This is a genomic window from Citrobacter sp. Ca225, assembly GCF_030337175.1.
Taxonomy (GTDB): domain Bacteria; phylum Pseudomonadota; class Gammaproteobacteria; order Enterobacterales; family Enterobacteriaceae; genus Citrobacter_A; species Citrobacter_A amalonaticus.
Map to the genome: position 1 here is coordinate 62562 of NZ_JAOWCD010000038.1, position 24158 is coordinate 86719.

Genomic DNA, 24158 nt, shown 5'->3' on the forward strand with positions numbered 1-24158 from the left:
AACAAGTCCGATCAGTTAGGAAAAAAACCGTTCAGCCAACGCAGCGGCCATGGAAAACGGTGACGTCCTTCCTGTTGCGTCGCTTGGGCGATACGCTCCTGGATAGTCTGCATCAGCGTCATCTGGCCTTCGCCATCCCACACCAGATTTAACAGCAGCGGTAATGCGTCGGTCACGTCATCTACCGCCCAGATAGTGAACTTCTCTTCTTCAACGGCCTGTAACAGTGCGGGTTGCAGGCTCAGGTGTCTGACGTTAGAAGAAGGGATAATCACCCCTTGCTTACCCGTCAGTTCACGCTGTTGGCAAATCGCGAAGAAGCCTTCAATTTTTTCATTTAAACCACCAACCGGCTGGGCTCGACCGAACTGATCGACCGACCCGGTAACAGCGATGTTCTGATTTACCGGCACATCTGACAGGGCGCTGATGAGTGCACACAGTTCCGCCATGGACGCGCTGTCGCCATCGACTTCACTGTAGGACTGTTCAAACGTGAGTGAAGCCGAGAAGGGGAGCTGTTGTTCGAGCTGGAGTTCCGACATCAGGAACGCCTGCATGATCATCATCCCCTTAGCATGAATATTACCGCCAAGTTCTGCTTTCCGCTCAATGTCCGTGAACTCGCCATCGCCGATGTGCACGACGCAACTAATGCGAGAAGGTTCACCGAAGGCGCGAGGGTGACCCGGAAACTCAATCACCGACAGGGCGTTGATCTGACCCACGCGCTCACCCTCGGTTTCGATCAGAATCTGTTCCTGGAGGATCTCATCCTGCATGCGTTCAGCCAGGAACCCTTCACGCCACGCTCTCTGAGCAAGCATCAGGCTAAGTTGTTCACCGCTGCAGGTTTCGCTTTCGCACAGCGGCGCGACTTCCGTGAACTGCCTGATGATCCACAGCGGATTGAGCGGTAACGTATCCTGTTCGCCGGTATAGCGCACCGCTTCGCGAACCAGCACTTCCCAGGCGTCGGGTGCCGGGTAAGGCAACTGATTATGTCTCGCGGTCCACGTTACCCACTGGCACCACTGCGTCATGGATTCTGCATCCACAATCTGCAGGTTATCTTCGAATTCGCTATAAATCGCCTGCTCGGCCAGTTCGGGCTCCATCTCCTGGAAGTCCGCCAGCGATTCGCGCTCACCGACTAACAGCACCTTCAGTTTAAGCGGCATAGACGGCACAGAGACTGGTAGCGGACGTGATTCATCAAAGGCTACCCAGTCAAAGCGTTCGCGGCTGACAATCGCTTTCAGGCGCATCCACAGTAGCGGTTGTGCAAGCAGAGTGCGCAGCGAGATAACCAGCACGCCGCCATTGGCCTGGTGAACCAGTCCCGATTGTAACGTGATGTCGCCGTTGAATTGACGCAGGCAGCCAAACAGTTGCTCTGCCTCAACCCAGTCGGCAATCACCACCTGAGATAAGGTAGAAAAATTATCCTCTTCCCGCTCAGCGTCACGATAGCGAATCGTGTGACCAGAGATCTCGTAATGACCTCCCGTCAGGTGACCGGCATTGTGCTGCAAGGCACGTGCGGCATCGGCAAGAAGATTAAGATACTCAAGCTCTTCGGGGGCTTTGGCCAGCATGAAAGGGGATGAGGCTCTGGGCTGTAACAATTGCTCCAGGGCAAATTGCAAACGTGGTTGAGTATCACTCAGTAATGTGTCGTTTTCTTCAGTGACATGTGGCTGTGCAAAAATCTCCTGATAGCTTTCGGTATCAGGGACAAGATCACGCCATGCAAGTTTCGTAATGGTCAAAGTTGATGTTTTTTAGTCTGTTGTAAAAGACGCGATTATAGCGTAACCGTCCGCGCTTCACACGTGGAATGCGATGGCAAACGCACAGGAGGCTGCAGAGTGGCTCACAGCCTGAAGATTCTTTTCTTCAGATGCTAAAAAAGCTGATATTCTGATAGGAGTGACACGGTAACATTGAGATCGCCATGAAATATCAACAACTTGAGAATCTTGAAAGCGGTTGGAAGTGGAAGTACCTGGTGAAGAAGCATCGCGAAGGGGAATTAATAACCCGTTATGTGGAGGCCAGTGCAGCCCAGGAGGCCGTGGATTTGTTGCTTACGCTGGAAAATGAACCGGTGCGGGTCAATCTCTGGATTGACGAACATATGAGTCCCGCGCTGCAAAACCGCATGAAACAGACGATACGCGCACGGCGTAAACGTCATTTCAATGCCGAGCATCAGCACACACGAAAGAAATCTATCGATCTGGAATTTATTGTCTGGCAGAGACTGGCAGGGCTGGCACAGCGGCGAGGCAAAACGCTATCTGAGACCGTAGTGCAGCTGATTGAAGATGCAGAGAATAAAGAGAAGTACGCTAACAAGATGTCTTCGCTAAAGCAGGATCTGCAGGCGTTGTTAGGCAAAGAGTGACTGGTATTCATTAAAGCTGTTTTGCTGACAGCCAAAAAAAACCCCGCAACGCGGGGTTTTTTCATAAGACGGAAACTTAAGCCTGCGGCTGAGTTACAACGTCTTTGATGCCTTTAACTTCGATCTCAACGCGACGATCCGGGGCCAGGCAGTCGATCAGTGCAGCGCGAGCTTTCACGTTGTCACAGGTGTTGCCAGTAACCGGGTTGGATTCGCCCATACCACGTGCGGAGATCTTGTCAGCCGGGATACCTTTAGAGATCAGGTAATCAACAACAGACTGAGCACGTTTCTCAGACAGACCCTGGTTGTAAGCGTCAGAACCGATGCGGTCCGTGAAGCCCAGAACCACTACGGAACCGTCTTTCGGATCCAGGTTGCTCAGCTGGCTGTACATCTGATCCAGAGCCTGCTGGCCCTCTGGTTTCAGAGTCGCTTTGTTGAAGTTGAACAGAACGTCAGACTTCAGAGTGAAGTGTTTGGTCTGTACTTCAGGAGCCGGAGCCGGAGCCGGCGCTACGATCGGAGCAGCTTGTTCCTGCTGACCGAAACGGTAAGAAACACCTACGCTCAGCAGACCGTTGTCTGGACGAGTACCGATGGTGTTAGCGTCACCGATGTTGTTGGTCCACTGGTATTCCAGACGGGTAGCGATTTCAGGAGTAATTGCGTACTCAACACCACCTGCGAATACTGGGGATACGCCAGTGTCGTGGTCTTTAAAGGAAGCGCCACCAGGTTCGTTAGCCTTGGTGTCTGCACGCCAAACCATACCACCCAGACGAGTGTAGATGTCCAGATCGTCAGTGATTGGGTAACCCAGTTTAGCGGTCAGCTGAACGCCCTGAGCTTTGTAAGCGCCGTTGATGTTGTCGCCTTTGTACGGCATACGACCTAACCAGTCGTAACCCATTTCAAAGCCAACATACGGGTTAACCTGGTAACCACCGAACGCACCGGCACCCAGTTGGTTTTCGTGGGTCGGACCATTGTTGTTGATGAAACCAGTGTCATGGTACTGGGACCAGCCCAGTTTAGCACCAGTGTACCAGGTGTTATCTTTCGGAGCGGCCTGCGCTACGGTAGCGAAACCAGCCAGTGCCACTGCAATCGCGATAGCTGTCTTTTTCATTTTTTGCGCCTCGTTATCATCCAAAATACGCCATGAATATCTCCAACGAGATAACACGGTTAAATCCTTCACCGGGGGAGTAGTTCAATAGTTACTCTACCGATATCTGCGGCTTACGCCGAGCACCCCTGGCGATGTAAAGTCTACAACGTAGTTGAAAACTTACAAGTGTGAACTCTGTCAGGCATATGAAAAAAAAAACTTGTATACATAATATTTAACATTTGGCGCATCAGAATTTATCGCCAGATTTCGCGGGAACCGCGTGCGCCAAGCGTTCACAGAAAAAAAACGTTAGTCCTCAATGTGAAGGTCGAGGAGGAAAAAAAATTCCAGGATAAATCCTAAATTTACTCAATGATACAAATTTGAGTGAATTTTTAGCCCGGTTTGCTGTCTCGTGGCATGGGTGTGTGCATTCACGGGACGCATGATAAATCCCATCGCATTTCCTTCATCTGCCGCCTTAACCAATTCAGCATGTTCTTCTTCTGTTAATTCTTCTGTTAGCCAGCCAATTACCACGCTGTAGTTGCCCGTGCGCAATGCACGAACCATTGATTCCAGCGTATGGCAGGGGGACAGTTGGTTAATTTGCATCACTTTAGTCAGCGGAAGCCCGGCAGACTGAACCCATTCACGGCTCAGCTTCTGCTGTGGCGTCAGCCAGAGCTGCCAGCGCGATTGCTGTCCTAGCTGCTGAAGAAGCGGTAACAGCAGTAACTGCGTCATCATGGGCTGGTCTTCGCGGTAGACCACTTCGCTGATAAGCCCGGTGGACACTTTCTCGGAAGAGACGCGCGCCATCGTGTTCGATGTGGAAGAGAATGACGGAGAACGATTTGCGTAGCCTGAAGTGTACATAATCAATCCAGCCCTGTGAGTTACTGTATGGATGTACAGTAACTCTGATGTCGTGAAAGATCAACTTTATTTTCGGAAAGAGACTCGCAATTTTTATTCATGGTAGCGGTAAAAACGAAATTCAGCTTGCCCCTTGAGAATAAGTTGCCTATTTTCGTCATTAACGGATTCGTGACGGCAAATCATTCTTTTAGTTTATGATTTAAAAGGGAATTTTATGAAAATTCACTCCTATGACAGGATCTATAAATCACAGGAATATTTATCTTCTCTGGGGACGATCCACTTCCGCTCACTGTTTGGCAGTTACAGTCTGACAATCAGGAATACCGTCTTTGCGATGGTTGCCAATGGGGAGCTCTATCTGCGTGCCTGTGAGCAAAGCGTACAGTATTGCGTGCAACATTCCCCGGTCTGGCTGACGTTTCTTAAACGCGGGCGTCCGGTCATGCTTAATTATTATCAGGTTGATGACACTCTTTGGCGCGACCAGCAACAGTTGATCCAGTTGTCGAAGTTTTCGCTGGATGCCGCGTTGCAAGAGAAGTTGTCCCGTAGTTCTCAGCAGCGGCTTAAGGATCTCCCCAATATGACCTTTCATCTGGAGAGTTTGCTGAATGAAGCGGGGATCTACGACGTCGCCACCCTGCGAATGCTGGGCGCTAAAATGTGCTGGTTGCGACTGCGACAAATGAACAAATCCATCACTGACAAGGTGCTGTTTAATCTTGAAGGGGCTATTTATGGTATCCATGAAGCGGCGCTCCCGGCAATACGCCGCCAGGAGCTTGCTCTGTGGGTTAAGTCGCTTTCACCGGTGCCGATGTCGGTGGAGAAGAGTGAGTGATTTGCCGCTGTAGCCGCCCCATTTCCGGCAGCAGGGCCACCAGTAAACCGACCTGCTGAATCACCAGTGGTTCTTTGCTGTCCGGACGTGGCTCAAGCTGCTGAATGCGCTGTTTCAGTTCGGCGAGAGCTTGCTGCACGCGCGCTTCGTCGGCCGGGAGATGATGCAGCGCATCATCGACATAACAGACCGCATCGTCCAGCAAAGCCAGCACGTCGGGGTTGGTGAGTTGCTCACGATGCGCACCTAAAGCAGAAATATAACTGGTGAATGTATGATTGAGGCAGAGCAAACGGAACGCGGCCTCACGTGTTTGTGCCGTCACGTCGGGCTCGCTGGACATATTCGACACCACGGAGGCCAGCTCAGCATCGCGGTTATGGGCATCGCGACGGGCAATCCGATATGCCAGTCGATTATCGCGTCCCTGATGGTACTGCTCCAGGATGGCGTCAAGATAGCGACAGTTTGCATCGGTCGCTCTTTCCATCACTCGCGGGAGGTTTCGGAAACGCCAGTCCGGCCAGATAAAGCTCACTGCCGCCCAAGCGATGGCGCAGCCGATGAGCGTATCAATCACCCTGGGGAGGGCGACTTCAAACCCTTCGCCGAGCAAGTTGAAGCACAGCAGAACCAGCAGCGTGATAAACATAGTGGCGTGGGCATACTGGACGTTGCGAAAGGCAAAGAACAGAACGCCGGTGATCACCAGTAAAATAAGCTGACCTTCCAGCGACGGAACAAACCATAAAATCGGGATACCAATCGCCACCCCGACCAGGGTACCGATAATCCTCAGCGCCAGGCGGTGCCGCGTGGCGTTGTAGTTTGGCTGACAAACAAACAGGCTGGTCAGCAGGATCCAGTAACCGTGATGCATACCGGTTATCTGAATGATCGCGTAGCCGACGCACAGAACCAGAGACATCCTGACCGCATGGCGAAACAGCGCCGATTCGGGAGTAAAGTTACGACTCAGACGCAGCCAGATATCGCTGAACCCGTGCGGACTGTCATCGGCGAGCTGGCTCTCCGATTCGTTACGCGGCATAGCCAGCGCCTGTTCTGATTCAATTGTTGCCAGTTGTGCATCGATGGCGCGCAAATTAGCCAGTAAAAATCCCAGCGTTTTCAGCAGATCGGCGGAGGCGCCGTTTGCCCGCATTCGCTCAAGCGCGGCGTCGAGATGCGTGAAGGCGCGTTCAAAATGCGGATCGTGCTGATAGGGGACGCGCAACAAAATACAGCGCGACAGTTGCAGACAGGCCTGGCCCTGCATCGACATCAGGCGTTGAAAGCGAAACATCACGTCGCTGTGACGGAAATGGTCACGTAGCGTCTGGTATTGAATATGCGAGGAGCTGGCGCGCTCATGAATATCCTGCGCCACAAAGTAGTAATGCAGAGTTCGCCGTGTGCCGCGCTGCCCCCGGTCGCCGCGCAGGCGAGTCAACAGGGACACTTTCGTCTGATTCAGTGTCGCCATCAGTTGGCCGTTGGCCAGCGCTAAGTCATAAAGCGGTGCCTGGCTTTCATTTTCAATATCCGGGTCAAAAAGCCGTGACTTCAGCTCCAGATAGTGCGCCAGTTGCTCATAGCTGCGTGCCAGATTGTCCTGCAAGGGACGAATTGGGAACAGCAAATGACCGATAAGCGTCAGCCCGTTGTACCAGATAGCGCCCGCCAGCAGCAGAAGCGGTTGCTGATACCATTGGGCGTACAACGACGCCCCAAGCATGGTGTAAATGGCGATCAGCAATGCGCCAAAGGCAATCGTCGCATAACGCTGCCCTAAACCGCCGAGCAGGATAAAACCGCTGGTAGAGAGCGTCAGTCCGATGGCGAACAGCCATGGGTAAGGAAACAGTAGCTCGACTGACGCAGAGGCGATAAAAAAGCAGATTAGCGTAATGATCAGGTTGCGCAGACGACCCGCGAGACGATCGTCCAGATCGGTCAGCGCTGCTGCCACCATCCCCAGCGTCAGGGGGATGGTCAGTTTGACATCACCCAACCACCAGGGCAGCGCTGTTGTTCCGCAGAGGGCGATAAAAATACGCACGTAATACAGCCAGGTGCTGTTCCAGGTATAGCGGCGAAGCAGGGGACTTAACATACTGACTTAGCGTCCTGATGACTCAAAACGGCGACGGGCGTTCGCTTCGCGTGCTGCACGTGCAACTTCTACGGAGACAACGCGACGTCCCACTGGCCAGAGTGCAATCGCGGCAATCTTAAAGTTCGCAATGCCAACCGGAATACCAATGATCGTGATGCACTGGGTGATACCTGCGGCGATGTGCATCAGACACAGCCACCAGCCGAAGAAGATCAGCCAGAAAATATTCAGCAGCGTCCCGCCCGTATTCATCAGCACACTTTTACCCGCCGGATCCAGTTCATCAACATGAACCGCTTCGTTTCCGTAAGGCAGCAGCGACAACCTGGTGATTTCCCAGCATGAGCGGGTGAGCGGCAGGGTGAAGATCAGCACTATACTGACCAGCGTTGCCAGGAACCAGGACAGCGTGGTGGCAAAACCCCCCAACACAAAATTCAAAATATTCAGAACGGTACGCATAAACCCTCGATTGATTCTGGTTTTCTGTGATTTCCGGCAATTGTAACGTTTTTTTGGGCTGGAGCACGTATTCTCTGGCGGTTACACTGAGAAGAAATACGCTTTGTCTGGATCGGCTGAGTCATGGAACTGAAAGCAACGTCTATTGGTAAACGTCTGGCGCAACACCCGTACGATCGGGCGGTGATCCTTAATGCCGGCATTAAGGTATCGGGCGATCGCCATGAATATCTCATTCCCTTCAATCAGTTACTGGCGATTCATTGTAAGCGCGGGCTGGTGTGGGGTGAGCTGGAATTTGTGCTGCCGGACGAAAAAGTGGTGCGACTGCATGGCACAGAGTGGGCAGAAACTCAGCGCTTCCATCACCATCTGCATAGCCGCTGGCAGCAGTGGAGCCAGGAAATGAGTGAAGTTGCGGCTGGCGTACTGCAGGAGCAACTGGATTTGATTGCGGCCCGAACCGAGCAAAATGCCTGGCTGACGCGCGAGCAAACGACGGGATTACAGCAACAGATCCTGCAGGCGTTTGCTGCGCTGCCGTTACCGGTTAATCGGCTGGAAGAGTTTGAGAACTGTCGCGATGCGCTGCGACAGTGCCAGGCGTGGCTGAAAGATATCGAGGCATGTCGCCTGCAGCATAACCAGGCGTATACCGAAACGATGTTGACGGAATACGCCGATTTTTTCCAGCAGGTGGAATCGTCACCGCTCAATCCGGCTCAGGCCAGAGCGGTCGTCAATGGCGAACATTCTTTGCTGGTGCTGGCTGGGGCCGGTAGCGGTAAAACATCCGTGCTGGTGGCGCGGGCGGGCTGGCTGCTGGCGCGGGGCGAAGCGGCCGCAGAACAGATCCTGCTACTGGCTTTTGGTCGCAAAGCGGCGCAGGAGATGGATGAGCGTATTCGTGAGCGGCTGCATACCGAGGAGATAACGGCGCGGACGTTCCATGCCCTGGCGCTGCACATCATTCAGCAGGGCAGCAAAAAAGTACCGACCATCAGTAAGCTTGAAAATGACACCGCCGCGCGAAATAAACTATTCATCAGCACCTGGCGTCAACAATGCAGCGAGAAAAAAGCGCAGGCGAAGGGCTGGCGACAGTGGCTGGAAGAGGAGATGGCGTGGACGGTGCCGGAAGGCAATTTCTGGGACGATGAAAAATTACAGCGGCGTCTTGCCTCGCGTCTGGATCGCTGGGTGAGCCTGATGCGCATGCATGGCGGAGCCCAGGCGGAGATGATTGCCAGCGCACCGGAGGAGATTCGGGATCTGTTTGGAAAGCGTGTGAAGCTGATGGCGCCATTGCTGAAAGCCTGGAAAAGTGCGCTGAAAGCGGAAAACGCCGTCGATTTTTCAGGTCTGATTCATCAAGCCATTGTGATTCTGGAAAAAGGGCGTTTTGTCAGTCCGTGGAAGCATATTCTGGTGGATGAATTTCAGGATATCTCCCCGCAGCGTGCCGCGCTGCTGGCTGCATTGCGTAAGCAAAATAGCCATACCACGTTGTTCGCCGTCGGGGATGACTGGCAGGCTATTTATCGTTTTAGCGGCGCGCAGCTTTCCTTAACGACTGCGTTTCATCAGACCTTCGGCGACGGTGACCGTTGCGATCTCGACACCACTTATCGTTTCAACAATCGCATTGGCGAAATCGCTAACCGCTTTATTCAGCAGAACCCACATCAGCTCAAGAAACCGCTTAATAGTCTGACGACGGGAGATAAGAAAGCCGTTACGTTGCTGGATGACACGCAGCTTGATGCGTTGCTGGATAAGCTTTCCGGTTATGCGAAAGCCGACGAGCGGATTCTGGTGCTGGCGCGTTATCACCATCTGAAACCGGCCAGTCTCGAAAAGGCGGCAACCCGTTGGCCTAAGCTGCAACTTGATTTCATGACCATCCACGCCAGCAAGGGGCAACAGGCGGATTACGTTATCATTGTCGGGCTACAGGAAGGGAGCGATGGTTTCCCGGCACCGGCGCGTGAATCCATCATGGAAGAGGCGTTGCTGCCGGTTGTGGAAGATTTTCCGGATGCGGAAGAGCGGCGGTTGCTTTACGTTGCCCTGACCCGCGCCCGCCATCGGGTCTGGCTGCTGTACAACAAAGCGACCCCCTCACGCTTCGTGGAGGATCTCAAAGACCTGGACGTGCCGGTGGTAAGAAAACCGTAAGCAACAGGCGACGCCCGTCGCCTGCGCGGGATTACTTGAGGCGTTCAGCCAGATAACGCGGATAGTCCGGAATGAGCACGTCAACGGCATCATTGAAGTGTGGCGACTGGATAATGAAATCCGCCGTGGCGACGTTGGTGGCGACAGGGATATTCCAGACGGTCGCCAGGCGCAGCAACGCTTTCACATCCGGATCGTGCGGAACCGCGTTAAGCGGATCCCAAAAGAAAATCAGCACATCAATTTTCCCTTCAGAAATCAACGCGCCAACCTGCTGATCGCCGCCCATCGGACCGCTCAGCATGGCGTTAACGTCCATACCCGTCGCGCGTTGAATAAGATTTCCGGTCGTCCCGGTGGCGTAGAGCACATGTTTTTCCAGCAACGGCTGGTGGCGTTCTACCCAGCTCATCAACATCTTTTTGCAGTGATCGTGTGCAACCAGCGCAATGTGCTTACGCGCCGGCAAAGTGCGAGTCGTCAGTTCCATCATTCAGTTCCATTGTGGGTTTTGCTACAGAGTACTGAATGTGCCTGATGCTGCAAGAGAAAGACGAAAAAAAAGCCGGACGGAACAAAACATCAGGACGAGGGCTGTTTCTCCGCCCATTGCAGAAAGCTATTACGCGTTTGCGGGTCCGCCTGGCGAAACCAGTATTTCAGACGCTGTTCTGTGAGCGTCTGAGATTGCGGCGGGATGGTATCCAGTTCTGAGACCCCCGAAAGCAGAGTGCTGTCGTCGGCCATCATCGTCGCGAACTGGGGTAAGGAAGCACGTTTTGCCGATTTATTGTAGCGCTCCGTTTCTGCCTCAAAATCAATGGCTTTAGTTTTTGAGGTAATGGCGAGGATATCCAGTTGTACCGGGATCGGCATCACATTGCCATCCAGTAATTCCAGCCGTGGCGCCACGTCAAAATGGCTGGCGTCGCGGTCGCTTTCCAGGCGCGGAAGGTGAAAATTAACCTGCTCCACGCGCTGAGTGTCAAAACTGATCACCAGCGGCGGGGAAATGTAGAGCTGTTCTGCATGGCTGGGGAGGCGGATTGTCTTCTCAACCCGAAAAACAAGTTGATGGGGCCCATTATCGAGCTCAATGCTGTCCGCGCCGCGCAGGAGTGAACTGGAGACTTTTTTGCCGTCCAGTACCAGCAGGTCAATGTCGGTTGAAAGACGAAGAGTGGTAGCGAAAACCGTGACCGGCAAGCAGAGGGCTATCATCAGGGTCACAGTGCCGGTTTTCATAGGGTTCTCCTGTCCAAGGACCGCCGGGTAAGAATGTATCAAAATTTTTCGATAATCATGTTTACTAACATATAGACATATTTTGGCGTTTTGCTCTCATACTTACGGGTGGGACGCATGGTTGGGTTGTCAGGATTGTCGTACACTTTGCAAAACAGCCTGGAGAATGATGATGAAAGAGACCGATATTGCTGGCATTTTAACCTCGACCCGAACCATTGCATTGGTTGGCGCAAGCGATAAGCCTGACCGTCCAAGCTACCGCGTGATGAAGTATTTACTCGATCAGGGCTATCACGTGATTCCGGTTTCCCCGAAGGTTGCCGGTAAAACCTTGTTAGGGCAGAAGGGCTACGCGACGCTGGCGGACGTGCCGGAAAAAGTGGATATGGTGGATGTGTTCCGTAATTCAGAAGCGGCATGGGGCGTCGCTCAGGAAGCGATTGCGATTGGCGCGAAAACGCTGTGGATGCAATTGGGCGTGATTAATGAGCAGGCTGCGGTGCTGGCGCGCGAAGCGGGATTGATGGTGGTGATGGATCGCTGCCCGGCGATTGAGATCCCACGACTGGGGTTAACGAAGTAAGTCGACGAGTCTGGCGGCCGAAAGAAGACAGGCCCGAGAAGCAATGCGCCATCGGGCCCTGGTAAGGATCAGTTACGCAGGCGAGGGGCCTGCAACTGTTTACGAATGGTCTGAGCAAGCTCATCCATCGAAGGCTGTTCAGGATGCTCGTCCTGCGTTTCGCTGCTTAGCTGCGCTTCGGCAAGATAGGTATGCACTGGACGACCGTCATCATCTTCCATCACCACGTGATACCACGGAGCGGCGCGAAGCTCGTCGTTGACCGCCAACTCATCAGGTGACGGCTCTGCAAGCGAATAGACCGGGTCGATATCCACGACCACTCCGAGATATCCTAACAGGGAATGGCGGACCTGCTGGCCGATACCGAATTTGCTGGCAATCATAGTCACCTCCCGGGAAATCATTACTCTCGATATGAGGGTAAAATTCCACTTTTCAAGTTACATGACGCGACAGGCAAACCCTTTCAGATACAGCCCTTCCGGGTAGGTAGCGATCACGGGATGATCGGCGGCCTGACGGAACTGCTCTATAAATTGTACATCACGCCCTGCATCAATTGCGGCATCGGCGATGATTTTCTGAAATAAATCTGTTGTCATCAGGCCGGAACAGGAGAACGTCAACAGCACGCCGCCCGGATTCAGCAACTGGATCGCCAGCATGTTGATATCCTTGTAACCCCGACATGCCCCCATCAACTGGCTTTTGTTTTCGACAAACTTCGGCGGATCCATCACGATGACATCAAACTTTTCGCCACGATCGCGATAGGTTCGTAACAGTTTAAAGACATCGTCACGGACAAATTCTGCCTTGCTGAGATCGAGTTTGTTGAGTTCAACGTTCTGTTTCGCAATATCCAGCGCTTCCTGGGAGGTATCGACGCTGATCACCTGACGGCAACCGCCCATCAGTGCAGAAACAGCAAAACCTCCGGTGTAGGAGAAACAATTGAGCACCCGCTGGTTTTCGACATAACGGCGCGTCGCCAGACGGCTGTCACGCTGATCGAGGTAATAACCGGTTTTGTGACCGCCCTGAATATCCACCAGCAGCTTCATACCGTGCTCTTCAATTGGCAGCAGTGCAGGGGGGATCTCACCGGTGACCGGGCCTTGCGTCAGCTCCATCCCCTCTTTTTTACGTACCGCGACATCGCTACGGTCATAAATCGCACATTCCGGGTAGAGCGCTTGCAGCGCGCTAATCAATGCGGCACGCTGATATTCCGCGCCAGCGCTGAGCAGTTGCAGCACCAGGAAATGACCGAAGCGGTCGATGGTTATGCCCGGCAAGCCGTCGGATTCTCCGGCGATCAAACGATAGCTGTCCAGACCATCTTTTTTCGCCAGCCAGTCGCGCCATTGCTGCGCCTGTTGCAGACGGCGGGTGAAGAAGGCGATATCGACAGACTCGTTCTTGTCGAAGGTCCAGACGCGTGCGCGGATTTGCGACGCCGGGGAAAAGGCGCCACGGGCTAACCATTTACCCTGATGGTCAACAATGTCGATGGTTTCACCGAGGTTGGCTTTACCTTCCATACGGGCAACGGCACCAGAAAAGACCCACGGATGGCGGCGAAGTAATGATTTTTCGCGCCCTTTGGCTAACACTAAACGTACACTCATAATTAACGGTTCTGTCGAATCAAAGAAATGGGCGCCATTGTCCTGAGTTTTACCCGGATTTGCAACGCGCCCGAGGATGTGAAGGAGAATAACAATGTCGAGAGTCTGCATTATCGCGTGGGTTTATGGCCGGGTTCAGGGCGTGGGATTTCGCTATACCACGCAGCAGGAGGCACGGCGTCTGAGCTTAACCGGTTACGCCAGGAACAGGGATGATGGCAGCGTGGAGGTGGTTGCCAGCGGCGAAGCGGAGCAGGTCGACAAATTACTGAAATGGCTCAAGGACGGCGGCCCGCGTTCTGCCCGGGTAGACAGAGTCCTGAGTGAACCGCACCGTCCTCGAGAGGCGTTTACCGGTTTTAGTATTCGTTATTAAATACACTTCACCGGTTTTGGCAGGCCAGCAATTTTAGTGGCCTGTTTTGCCGGGCCTTTTGGAAACAGACGATACAGATAACGGCTGTTGCCTTTCTCCTCGCCAAACTTATTCGCCATCGCTTTGACTAACATACGAATCGCAGGCGAGGTATTAAACTCCAGATAAAAGTCGCGCACAAAACGCACCACTTCCCAGTGTTCCGGGGAGAGGATAATTCCCTCGTTTTCAGCAATGACCACCGCCATCGGCTCGCTCCACTGCGCGCTATCTTTCAGATAGCCGTCGGCGTCGGTAGCGATTTCTTTACCTTCAAAGATCAACATAATTCTTCACTGCGTTAGACAACCTGGCGGCAGTTTACCAAAAAACAAAGCCCCGCATAAGCGGGGCCGAGAGGGATGACAGGGCTCATCACAATACCGGACAAGCAGAGATCACCTCATTAAAAACCTGGAAAATCAATTCATTGATTTTTCGGCTGATAACCACAAAGAAGGAAAAACCACGTTTTTTCCTTCTTTGTCAGTAGTCTCAGCCCCGCATAAGCGGGGCCGGGTGTCATGCCGGATTGCCGTTAATCGCGACTGGCGAAGCCCAAAATGCTGAGCAGGCTGACAAAGATGTTGTACAGCGAAACGTAGAGGCTAACCGTTGCGCGGATATAGTTGGTTTCACCGCCACGGATGATGTTGCTGGTTTCAAACAGGATTGCGCCTGAAGAAATCAGGATAAACACCGCGCTGATCGCCAGGTGCAGCGCTGGCAGTTGCAGGAAGATGTTAGCAACCATACCAATCAGTACCACCACAATACCGGCCATCAGCATGCCGCCGAGGAAGGACATGTCTTTGCGGGTGGTCAGCACGTAGGCGGAGCAGCAGAAAAACACCAGCGCGGTGCCGCCCAGCGCCATCCCGATCACGTCGCCCATTCCAGCGGACAGGTAAGCGTTCAGAATCGGCCCAAGGATATAACCGAGGAAACCAGTGAAGGCAAACGCGGAAATAATACCGCTTGGCTTGTTCGCCGTTTTATAGGTCAGGAACATCAGCCCGTACATCCCCACCAGCGTCAGAATCAGACCCGGAGAAGGCAGCATCAGCACGGTGCTGGCGGTGGCGGTGATCGCCGAAAATGCCAGCGTCAGGCTCAGCAGAAAATAGGTATTACGCAGTACTTTGTGCGTGCTAAGTAGCGATGTACGGTCATGTGATGAACTAACAATACGATCCATGAGTCACTCTCTTATGACAGATGTAATTAATGATGGAGGATAATGAAAACACAGACGACGACACAGCGCTTTTACCCATCTTTACTCATTTGATCTAAATCAGGTTTCATCGTGGGTAACAGTGAATAGCTGATAAAGCATGAGTATTGTGCTGAATAAATGGTCAATCTGTTGTTATTTCAGGCTATTAACAACATTTTGACTGTTTTTCAGGCAAACGAACACATTCGGGCTTTACACAGCGCATCGGGATGTTTATAGTGCGCCTCATTCCGGAAGTGTGGCCGAGCGGTTGAAGGCACCGGTCTTGAAAACCGGCGACCCGAAAGGGTTCCAGAGTTCGAATCTCTGCGCTTCCGCCAGATTAAACAAGGGGTTAGCAATAAGCTAGCCCCTTTGTTTTTGAGGCGAAGAATAAAAAAAGAATATTCCCGGAGAATATCCCATCCCTCCATAAGCATAAAAATTCACTTTTCCCCAATAACCGGACGATCCAGCGTCGGGCTGATTTGCACCTTTCTGTCGTAGATAAGCACCTGACTTTCTGTTTTGTGACCGCTAAAAATCTGCTTATCCCTGCTACTCCCCTCAAAATCAGAAATGGCTTTTGCCTTGATATCGTGAAACGTGTAATCCAGTTGCCGGCCCAGTTCGCTTTGTGCGGCACGTACGGCCTTTAGCCAGCGATTATTGAATGTCTTGCGGATGAACTGACCACGATCGTTGTTATAGATGACCAGTGCGTCAGGTGAGAGCCTCGGGCATTCTGTCTGTGCCGTTTCCAGAGCTTGCCGAAGGCGGGGCGTCCACACCTTAATTTGCTTTTTCCCTGTCTTACCCTGCTGGATAAAAATCCCCTTGTCAGATATCTGCATCCAGCGCAGAGCGAGTACATCAGCTTGCCGGGCTGCGCACAGGTACGATATTTCCATTGCTGCCCTGACGACGTGATCTGCATGTTTATAAATCGCCAGGTAGTCTTCGTCGGTGATGTATTGCTCGCGAGCCTTGAGAGAAAATTTACTGACGCCGGTGCACGGATTTCCCTTAACGTAACCACGCTCATATCCCCAACGGTAAACACGCGACATACTGCTCATTTCCTGATTGGCCTGATTTTTACTTTGCAGGCCACGACGATCCATAAACTGACGAACGTCTTCCGGTTTGATTAAGTCAGCTTTAACTTTACCGAATACGGCAAGTAGTTTTTTCTGATGTTGCAGGTAATCCCGCTGGGTTCGTATTGCAAGCTCGGTGTAGTAGGCGCTTTTAAGAAACATCTTCCAGAGCTTTTCGAACGTCATCACATCTGAATAATTTCGTCGCTCTTCCTCATACCGTTTCCATAACGCTGACATGGTGAGGGTGATTGGCCCAAGCGTCACGGTTTCCCGCGAGGTGGTTTTGTAGTAGTAACGCGTTCTGGTTTTTGATACGCGCGGGGGGAGCTTGTTATCACCCGGATCCTTTCTTCTGCGCCCCATTTAAATAGCTCCAAAATCGGGTTTCTCTTCTGTACTGGTCTGCACGGTGATCTGTCCGTTCAGTACAGCATTGATATGTGTCCAGGTAACCATCGGGCGCCCTTCCCGGTCGGGAATGTACGAAACGCCGCCACGGTCCAGTATTTCCCGTTGTTTGGATGGTTTCTGATAGCCGGTAAACTCAATCAGTTCAGCGTCTGTTAGCAGATCGTTTTCTCTGGTCATGTTGGTCTTTCCTCATCATCCGGTACACAGCGTCGTCAGCATCACTGCAGGCGCGTTCGATGTCGGACTGGGTCAGTGTCTTCTTTCGTACGCTTGCCGATAACCGGCCAATCTTTATATCGAAATCTGTGAGCAGAGTAGCTCCGGGTTGCCATCGCAGCATTGCGACCTCCTGTGAATAGTGAGGCCGCAATGCTAGCGGTAGCGGGGTTTTATTTCTGATTACGCTTAATCAGGTTTGCAGGGAGGAATGCGCCTTTTTCACGCGTAACCTTCACGTTTTTCGGCAGATGCATACCTAGTTCACAACGGCTGCGGGCTTCAATAATGCCGTTACTACCGTCAGGGAAAACGACATGTACCGCATCGCCACGTTTGAGGGATAGTTTCAGCATATCAGCGCACCTGCAATGAACGTTCGCCGATCTCAAGATGGGCGCCCGGTACCGGGTTTAACAGTTCGGCAGGTACTTCACCGCCATCAGCGGTGATTTGAGCTGCGGCAGCTTCCGCAGCCTCGATTGCCTCTTTGATGGCTTTTTTGTCCGGGGCGATAATCGTCTGAACAGTTACCAGATCATCAGGCAATAGCTTTTCGTTATCGATCACAACGCTGATGCTTCCTTTACGGGCAGTGAAAGTGTTTTTAGGTGTCTTGAGCTTATCCAGATTCGCGGCCATAAGGCACGACAGAATATATTTCCTGAGCGTTTTATCTTTATTTTCGAAAGACTTTTTGCGCTCTGCCAGGCGCTTCATTTCCTCATCACAGGTTTTGGCATGTCCGAGATTATTGCGGGCTATTACCATGATGGCATCCAGCTTATCCGCCAGTTCTCCTTCAATGCCTTCCAGAGTATCGGCGATCATTTCTGGAGTCAGTTCATCAGAGCTTTCCAGCAATTGCAGAAGGTTGGTATAGTCGGCAGCTAAGGCGATAGCAGTAGTCATTATGCTTTCTCCTGTACTTTTTTCAGTTCGGCGATACGTCCATCTTTGATAGTTGTCAGGCGACGCAGACGCCCACCTAAGTAACGGGCATGCTGTGTGTCACCTTTCGCCTCTGCATCCTTGCGATGAACCTCCGCTTCGCGAGCAATCGAAGAATAGACCTTGTTGATCTCGTGCTCTGATACAGCAGATGCAATGGTGTTAGCGACTCGGGTCAGTTTGTCGTCCAGTTCCTGACGTACGCGGGCGGCATCCTCGGCGTTTTCGCTGGCGTTTTTGAGCGCGAATTCTGCTTTGTTTTTCTGGCGATATTCCGGGTTATCGTACAGGCCCATGAAAATATCAGCGCAGAAACCAAGCGCAGACAGCGCTTTTTTGGTTGCGTCAGTCAGTGATTTTTTTGTCGCTTCACCATCGCAAATAGGGCCGTATTTGCTGCCGTAAATATATGGGGTACACCCGAAAGAAATCTCCTCACCGCGTACACCATTGCGGGTGTACCAAAGTCTGATTTTGATAACGTGATGTTTCTCTGTCAGGACGCCGCCGACCCCGTTGGGGATAAGTTCCCACGTGTTGTTACCGTCGGTGCCTTTGACTGTGCGAGTAATTGGTGCGCCATCGTCAAAGCGTTCTTCCAGAATATCGACACCCCAGCCGATACCTTTCGGACCGAATTCGCGGGTAGCGATCATGGTCATGTAGGTGCCATTAATTGAGGTTCCGCCGCCATTCACAGAGAACGCAGTAGTAAAACGCTCATCTGTTTTGAAGACTCTTTCCACAATTCCAGGTTGTCGCGTTCAGTAGACTGCATTTGGTTGATGCTCTGAACCAGTTCAGATGCCTGCGGGAGCTGCTCTTCACGTTTAACGCGCTCGACTAGTTGATCCGCATCCTGAACGAGAGTTTTTACTTTATCGCTCAGCTTTTCTTCCTGCTGGTCAGTTTCGTCATGGTTCGTTGCATAAACTCCGTAACCCATGCTATTCAACGTTTCACGGGCCTGCGTTGCCTGGTCTTCTGTAACAGTTCCTTGTGCGGTCACTTCCGTTTTTTCACCTTCAATTGAGGCGGTTTCAGGCATCAGATTATCAACAGAGAACATTCCATTGCCGAGGTTTGATACCTGAGGTTGGGAATCTGTTTTAACCCATTTAGGATCGTTAGGATCGCTGATACCTTCGACGTACTCGCCGCGCTCTGCCGCAAGCAGTTTGCCGGTTCTCTCCGCATCAGTACCAGCACACTCGAACTGACCATTTTCAGCCAGCCAGGAATTAATATGGCGCCGCAGTGACTCAGGGAAATGGTATGTATCTTTAGCAGGTGCATTCTGAATAACGCCAAAAACACTAGGGCGGTCATACTTCAGGATCTGCTCTGTCGTACGTAGTGCCGCTGACCAGCGTTTGAAATCTTCTCGGTCTTCTTCAATGATGTGTTCAGCAGCTCGTAGCGCACGAACTGATACTGTTTCTGTGAAATTAATCGGGAGAAGGGCGAGGGCAATCTCCTGATCCAGTGTGGCATAAGAATGCTTATATCCGCGCTGTGGTGCTACTTTGTTACTGTCATTGTTGACACCATCATTATCCAATGCGGTATTTTCCGGCAGCATTTCTTCACGCTTACGAGGATTTTCCATCCAGCGTTTAATGAACTGTGAAATTGCTGCCTTATCCGCCGTCGTCTGCCGGTGACATCGAAGTGTGGGAAGACTCAGTCGCCGGCACCCTGAATGATTTCCTTGGCACCGTGACAGAAAACGATGTCCGGCCTGAAGCGCTGAAACGGTTTGAGGCCATGGTTGATGAGGTCAGCCGGCTGGCCGCAGACGTCAGCATGAACACAACGCAGTCTGAGCAGTCTGCACGTTTCGCCAGTGCCAGTGCAAAAGCCGCAGCGGCATCGGTCCACAGGGACCGGTGGGTGCAACCGGTGCGAAGGGTGACAAGGGAGATAAAGGCGACATCGGTCCACAGGGACCGGTGGGTGCAACCGGTGCAAAAGGAGACAAAGGAGACAAAGGTGCAACGGGAGCAACAGGTGCGCAGGGGCCAGCGGGAGCGCCAGCGGGAGCTCTGAATGCGGTTGGGGCATTTGCATTGGCGCACTTAACCCTGTCGGGTTCCACAATCGCCGTTCCCGGCACAAACTACTCAGGAAGTAGCCTTAAGTCGTGCGCCATTGTCGTCGATTCTGAACGCAGGGCATCGTTTGTAATCAAAGGGCTTAGCGGCAGAGAAACGCTGGGACCTTATACATTACCCGGAACATGGCGAGCTTGTAGCCTCATATCAACTGAAGGTTTGACTGGTTCATGGACATTATACGCCGGTCTTTTCCAGCGAATTGCATAGACGGGAGTCAGCATGGAAATTCAGGAAATCAGCGCTCCTGTGTGGGCTAATGCGGAGAAAACCGCGATTGACTGTATGGTGAAGTTCAAAGAAATGAATTTCTCGGTACCATACACGGCGTTAGTAGACGATTCAGATGATAATGGCCGTTTTATTTTTGACTGGTGCATTACCGAGCAGGCTGGGGTTATTGCTGATTATGTCCAGCCTGAAGAGGATCGAGAATTAGTCGTTGCACAGGCTGAAGCCGAGAAAGCGCGGTTGATGTCAGATGCAGAACGCGTGATTTTGCCGCTTGAGAGGGCTGTGAAGCATGGCATAGCTACAAGTGATGAGGTGGCTAAATTGGAATTATGGGAATTCTATTCGGTTGAACTAAGCCGTGTTGATCCTTCAAAACCGGTCTGGCCTGAAACACCGTAAAAGGCAGGGAAAACTGGAAATTTTTTCTCTGAAATTCATAATGATGTTAACTCCTGTCAAAAACCTTCTTGATCCGACCATTAAGAAAAACTGTTTATATAAACAGTCTTGAGAGGGTAGGGGTTGCCGCGACGAATTGATATTGAGGTCGCTTTTTGTTTCGCTGTGGTTTTTAAACCTGGCGGTCGCGGGATACCAGTGACCGCCAGGTTATTCATTTCGATGCAGAGGTCATCGCGAGAAGATTGCCTTAAAAAATGATCATTCCCAATGCGCTAAGCCAAGCAGCAAGGAAGCTGTCTTACAGAGACATGATATGAGGTCATCAGTGCTCAAGTACAGGCTTGGGTATAATCAGGAAGCCTATTTTCTGAAGCATTTTACCCATACTGTGTAACTACAAGAATCTGAAGATAATCTGAATTGCAAAGATCTAAACAGCGGTGAATGCGAAAAGTGCAAACTCTACTGGTCTGAACGGATCAGTCGGAAATTCTTGTTTACAGTACCCTCACTCAGCACGAATAAGTGTGGTAAAGAGCAATAGCGATATTATTGTATCAGTACCAACTTCCAATCAGGCTTTACTCTCCGCTCTCTGAAACGCTGGGATCAAAATCAGAAATGTTAAAAGGTCAGAACAACAACTCATATCGTAAATCCTGTCTACATTTGCCTGCTATGTAGGATGCTGTGAAAGTCAGGTCCAGACCGAGGATATCTTTGATTATTTAGATATGTTTCTTAATGAAGACGGTACCACCGTGCTTGTGTAGAACAACCTTCTACTTTTTATGATGGTGCCTGATCTATGAGGCTCGAAACAGTCTAAAAAATTCTGATTTATTCATTTATTAAAATAAGGTTAAGTTAATTCTTCATTCTGTAAAAGTTACTTTTTTGAGATTATTCCTTGTTATGTTAATATTGTTAACAATAATAGTGATCAAGATCGCATAATCAAAACTTTTATTTTCGGGATTATTCTTAGGTCTTAAGAACTATGAAGATTAATACTCGGTGAAAATGTCATTTTGCAGGAGGTATATTTAGGAAAAATCACCTAATAATTCAGAAATTTCTCGAATTAATAATGAGTGCTTATGAGTAGATGCTAAAGTCAACTTAACGTGTCTCGTTTAATAGATGTTTAATGTAATTATGAAACATGCACTAAGATTCCTCCCCATCTTAACAGTTGATAATGTTTTCCTTAACAGCATTTTATCTTGAGTAATTGTCATTTTATACAATTTATGTATGGTTTTGTTTGTTATTGTTTTATTTATTAATGAGTTATTTCAGTTAATGCAACCGTAATTATACTCAATCCACTGAATATGTTAGTAATATTAACTGTGGATAATGTTGCTAAATGCTTTTATTTTGATAGCTTTTGCCTATCAAAAAAGGGGATAGTAAAAAAACAAAACGATTAAACATTTTAAAAAAAACTCCGGTAAGATGATCTTAGTCAAAGGGAAATTAATTTAAATACATCATTAAAAGGATTATGAGGTGACTATGAAGTACTGGTTTATTTCTGATGATGTTTTCTTTCTTAAATCACTTCAGTTGATAATTGGGGAGCGATATCAAGAAGTAGCGTTCATCGATTTGAATAAGGAATGGGCAGGAATAAAACCTAATGCAAAGGATGCTGTTGTTGTTGCTGTAGATAACAACCATCTTCGCAGTTGCTTGCTTAAAAAACCGGTGTTGTTATCAACCAAATTGATTGTCCTCGTTGACATCCCTTTAACTCCAGGGGAAACACGTTGTTCTTTTCCTTGTTTATTATCGAAAAAAATAAGAAGGAAGGAATTCATCGAGTTACTGGATGACGCAGAAAACATTCCTCTTCGACGTAAAATAACGTCACTACGCGCGGTGAATATATTTACTCAACTTTGTTATGGAGGAAAAATACCGGAAATAACAGGACCACCAGGATTAACGACAAAGTCAATCTACCGGATAAAGCGTGATGTGTTACAAGAATATGGACTCACAAAATGTAATTCCGTAGGTGTATTAATATGTCGTGACCTATTGGTAATGTCGACTCACTTAATTGACAAGTGAACCAAACAAACTGCAAATATATTTTCAAGTCTATCTGACTGGCAGGTTGCATTCATCAATCGTCATTGAGATGTATCAAAAAATATTTGGCATGATTTTGTGTGTAATTTATCAAGAAAATTAATTTTAGGGTTGTATGGAATGAAAAATTGTTTTGGTTTTTAAAATTTCTTTACTTACTCTTTTTGAGTGCTGTTTTAAGCATAAATGGAAAGTTATATGAACGGATTATTTAGAAAGAAATGTTTAGCCATACTTATTGTAGCAACATTCAATGCCTCGGCAGATATCACCTTTACTGGCGATACAGAAAAAACGAACAACGGCAACTCATTAAGGAAGGTGCGAATAAGTCCGAGATGTGAGATCATCGTGTTGTAACCTGAACCCAGAATGAGTAACCGGATGAGCCAGCAACTGACTTTTGCCGACAGTGAGTTTTCCAGTAAACGCCGCCAGACCCGCAAAGAAGTTTTCCTTGGCAGAATGGATGACTTGCTTCCCTGGGACAAATTACTTGGCGTTATCGAGCCTGTGTATCCCAAGGCCGGTAATGGTCGCAGGCCCTATCCGCTGGAAACCATGCTGCGTATTCACTGCATGCAGCAATGGTACAACCTGAGCGATGAGGCCATGGAAGATGCCCTCTATGAAATCGCCTCCATGCGCCAATTTGCTCGCCTGTCACTGGATAAAGCCATTCCAGACCGCACTACCATCATGAATTTCCGGCATTTGCTGGAGCAGCATGAACTGGCCCGCAAAATCTTCAGTACCGTTAATCACTGGCTAGCAGAGTGTGGCGTTCTAATGACCCAGGGCACCTTGGTGGATGCCACCATCATTCAAGCCCCCAGCTCTACCAAAAACAAACACAACAGCCGTGATGAAGACATGCACCAGACCAAGAAAGGTAACCAGTGGTACTTCGGCATGAAAGCGCACATTGGCGTGGACGCCAAAAGTGGCCTGACCCACAGTCTGGTGACCACGGCGGCTAACGAGCACGACCTCAATCAGGTTGGCAAGTTACTGCATGGCGATGAAGAATTTATCTCAGCCGATGCTGGTTATCAGGGGGCCGAAAAGCGCGATGAGCTCAGCGATGTCAGCGCAGACTGGCTTATCGCCAAGCGTCCCGGCAAAGTGAATGCATTGAAGCAACACCCGCGCAAGAACAAGCTGGCCATCCGTTACGAATACCTGAAAGCGAGTATCCGAGCGAAGGTTGAGCATCCATTTCGGATAGTAAAATGTCAGTTTGGTTTCGTCAAAGCCAGGTACAAGGGGCTGGCTAAAAATGACAGTCAACTGGCGATGTTATTCACCCTGGCGAACCTGGTTCGAGTTGACCAATTGATACGGGCACAGGCGAGATCTACCTGAAATGAGGAAATTAGCCTGAAACAGGGCCAAAATCAGCCACGAAGAGACGATTTTGGGCTGAAAATTGGAAAATTGAGCCACAGGACGTCGATAAAGGACGGTTTGGGGCGTCATATCGGGAGCTGCGGACCACTTAATCGCAACTTCC

General features: G+C 50.5%; 23 protein-coding genes, 1 tRNA gene and 2 pseudogenes. 10 read left to right on the forward strand and 16 right to left on the reverse strand.

Features of this window, described 5'->3' with window-relative positions; translation table 11 throughout:
- Positions 1-11 precede the first annotated feature (11 nt).
- A complete protein-coding gene (locus OGW13_RS01075; protein WP_287115478.1) occupies positions 12-1772 on the reverse strand; it encodes an AAA family ATPase in 1761 nt (586 codons plus the stop codon).
- Positions 1773-1957: 185 nt separating this feature from the next.
- Here OGW13_RS01075 and matP point away from each other — a divergent pair, with 185 nt between their 5' ends.
- Complete coding sequence (matP, locus tag OGW13_RS01080; protein ID WP_043001159.1) at positions 1958-2410, forward strand: macrodomain Ter protein MatP; 453 nt, start codon at positions 1958-1960, stop codon at positions 2408-2410.
- A 76-nt stretch (positions 2411-2486) separates the two neighbouring features.
- Here the strand turns inward: matP and ompA are convergent, their stop codons facing one another.
- Positions 2487-3542 carry a porin OmpA gene (gene ompA, locus OGW13_RS01085; protein ID WP_043001975.1) on the reverse strand — a complete coding sequence of 352 codons (1056 nt, stop codon included), beginning with the start codon at positions 3540-3542 and terminating at the stop codon, positions 2487-2489.
- A 354-nt stretch (positions 3543-3896) separates the two neighbouring features.
- Complete coding sequence (gene sulA / locus OGW13_RS01090) at positions 3897-4406, reverse strand: SOS-induced cell division inhibitor SulA (protein WP_043001158.1); 510 nt, start codon at positions 4404-4406, stop codon at positions 3897-3899.
- A 217-nt stretch (positions 4407-4623) separates the two neighbouring features.
- Between sulA and OGW13_RS01095 the strand changes: the two genes are divergently transcribed.
- Positions 4624-5253 (forward strand): TfoX/Sxy family DNA transformation protein, encoded by a 630-nt coding sequence (locus OGW13_RS01095; RefSeq protein ID WP_043001157.1) that lies wholly within the window; start codon positions 4624-4626, stop codon positions 5251-5253.
- Here the strand turns inward: OGW13_RS01095 and yccS are convergent.
- The gene (gene yccS / locus OGW13_RS01100; protein WP_109740139.1) at positions 5207-7369 is read right to left on the reverse strand and encodes a YccS family putative transporter; all 2163 of its coding nucleotides are present in this window, start codon (positions 7367-7369) and stop codon (positions 5207-5209) included. The two genes, OGW13_RS01095 and yccS, sit on opposite strands and share 47 nt — an antisense overlap.
- Positions 7370-7375: 6 nt before the next feature.
- A complete protein-coding gene (locus OGW13_RS01105) occupies positions 7376-7834 on the reverse strand; it encodes a YccF domain-containing protein (protein ID WP_043001155.1) in 459 nt (152 codons plus the stop codon).
- A 123-nt stretch (positions 7835-7957) separates the two neighbouring features.
- On the opposite strand from OGW13_RS01105, the gene helD reads away from it, so the two are divergent.
- Complete coding sequence (gene helD / locus OGW13_RS01110; protein WP_044265731.1) at positions 7958-10012, forward strand: DNA helicase IV; 2055 nt, start codon at positions 7958-7960, stop codon at positions 10010-10012.
- Between the two features lie 31 nt (positions 10013-10043).
- Here the strand turns inward: helD and mgsA are convergent, their stop codons facing one another.
- Complete coding sequence (gene mgsA, locus OGW13_RS01115; protein WP_044256300.1) at positions 10044-10502, reverse strand: methylglyoxal synthase; 459 nt, start codon at positions 10500-10502, stop codon at positions 10044-10046.
- A 92-nt stretch (positions 10503-10594) separates the two neighbouring features.
- Complete coding sequence (locus tag OGW13_RS01120) at positions 10595-11257, reverse strand: DUF2057 family protein (protein ID WP_287115480.1); 663 nt, start codon at positions 11255-11257, stop codon at positions 10595-10597.
- Positions 11258-11429: 172 nt separating this feature from the next.
- On the opposite strand from OGW13_RS01120, the gene OGW13_RS01125 reads away from it, so the two are divergent.
- Complete coding sequence (locus OGW13_RS01125; RefSeq protein WP_044256299.1) at positions 11430-11843, forward strand: CoA-binding protein; 414 nt, start codon at positions 11430-11432, stop codon at positions 11841-11843.
- A gap of 68 nt (positions 11844-11911) precedes the next feature.
- Here OGW13_RS01125 and hspQ read toward each other — a convergent pair whose 3' ends face one another.
- Both hspQ and rlmI read right to left on the reverse strand, forming a co-directional pair.
- Positions 11912-12229 carry a heat shock protein HspQ gene (gene hspQ, locus OGW13_RS01130; protein ID WP_042319966.1) on the reverse strand — a complete coding sequence of 106 codons (318 nt, stop codon included), beginning with the start codon at positions 12227-12229 and terminating at the stop codon, positions 11912-11914.
- 57 nt (positions 12230-12286) lie between these two features.
- Positions 12287-13477 (reverse strand): 23S rRNA (cytosine(1962)-C(5))-methyltransferase RlmI, encoded by a 1191-nt coding sequence (rlmI, locus tag OGW13_RS01135; RefSeq protein ID WP_044256297.1) that lies wholly within the window; start codon positions 13475-13477, stop codon positions 12287-12289.
- Positions 13478-13571: 94 nt separating this feature from the next.
- Between rlmI and yccX the strand changes: the two genes are divergently transcribed.
- Positions 13572-13853: an acylphosphatase gene (gene yccX, locus OGW13_RS01140; protein WP_043001149.1), complete on the forward strand. Its 282-nt coding sequence runs from the start codon at positions 13572-13574 to the stop codon at positions 13851-13853.
- Here the strand turns inward: yccX and tusE are convergent.
- Positions 13850-14179, reverse strand: a complete 330-nt coding sequence (gene tusE / locus OGW13_RS01145; RefSeq protein WP_043001148.1) for a sulfurtransferase TusE — start codon at positions 14177-14179, stop codon at positions 13850-13852. The two genes, yccX and tusE, sit on opposite strands and share 4 nt — an antisense overlap.
- A gap of 251 nt (positions 14180-14430) precedes the next feature.
- Complete coding sequence (gene yccA, locus OGW13_RS01150) at positions 14431-15090, reverse strand: FtsH protease modulator YccA (protein WP_012905355.1); 660 nt, start codon at positions 15088-15090, stop codon at positions 14431-14433.
- A 274-nt stretch (positions 15091-15364) separates the two neighbouring features.
- Here yccA and OGW13_RS01155 point away from each other — a divergent pair.
- A tRNA-Ser gene (locus OGW13_RS01155) sits at positions 15365-15452 on the forward strand.
- A gap of 105 nt (positions 15453-15557) precedes the next feature.
- Here OGW13_RS01155 and OGW13_RS01160 read toward each other — a convergent pair.
- The 5 genes and pseudogenes from OGW13_RS01160 to OGW13_RS01185 all read right to left on the reverse strand — a co-directional run.
- Positions 15558-16577, reverse strand: coding sequence for a tyrosine-type recombinase/integrase (locus OGW13_RS01160; protein ID WP_287115483.1), 1020 nt, complete (start codon positions 16575-16577; stop codon positions 15558-15560).
- Complete coding sequence (locus OGW13_RS01165) at positions 16578-16802, reverse strand: DUF4224 domain-containing protein (RefSeq protein ID WP_001643772.1); 225 nt, start codon at positions 16800-16802, stop codon at positions 16578-16580.
- A 212-nt stretch (positions 16803-17014) separates the two neighbouring features.
- Positions 17015-17197 (reverse strand): hypothetical protein, encoded by a 183-nt coding sequence (locus OGW13_RS01175; RefSeq protein ID WP_044265724.1) that lies wholly within the window; start codon positions 17195-17197, stop codon positions 17015-17017.
- 1 nt (position 17198) lies between these two features.
- On the reverse strand, positions 17199-17753 hold the full coding sequence (locus tag OGW13_RS01180) for a siphovirus Gp157 family protein (protein WP_090050588.1): 555 nt from the start codon (positions 17751-17753) through the stop codon (positions 17199-17201).
- Positions 17753-19443: pseudogene (locus OGW13_RS01185) on the reverse strand (RecE-related exodeoxyribonuclease); the annotation flags it as partial. The pseudogene OGW13_RS01185 and the gene OGW13_RS01180, both read right to left, overlap by 1 nt.
- Here OGW13_RS01185 and OGW13_RS01190 point away from each other — a divergent pair.
- From OGW13_RS01190 to OGW13_RS01205, 4 genes and pseudogenes are all read left to right on the forward strand, one after another.
- Positions 19434-19667: pseudogene (locus tag OGW13_RS01190) on the forward strand (prophage tail fiber N-terminal domain-containing protein); the annotation flags it as partial. The pseudogenes OGW13_RS01185 and OGW13_RS01190 sit on opposite strands and share 10 nt — an antisense overlap.
- A 461-nt stretch (positions 19668-20128) precedes the next feature.
- Positions 20129-20539 carry a tail fiber assembly protein gene (locus OGW13_RS01195; protein ID WP_052517396.1) on the forward strand — a complete coding sequence of 137 codons (411 nt, stop codon included), beginning with the start codon at positions 20129-20131 and terminating at the stop codon, positions 20537-20539.
- Between the two features lie 1518 nt (positions 20540-22057).
- Positions 22058-22624 (forward strand): hypothetical protein, encoded by a 567-nt coding sequence (locus tag OGW13_RS01200; protein ID WP_143089782.1) that lies wholly within the window; start codon positions 22058-22060, stop codon positions 22622-22624.
- A 405-nt stretch (positions 22625-23029) separates the two neighbouring features.
- Complete coding sequence (locus OGW13_RS01205; protein ID WP_000082736.1) at positions 23030-24010, forward strand: IS5-like element ISEc68 family transposase; 981 nt, start codon at positions 23030-23032, stop codon at positions 24008-24010.
- Positions 24011-24158 lie beyond the last annotated feature (148 nt).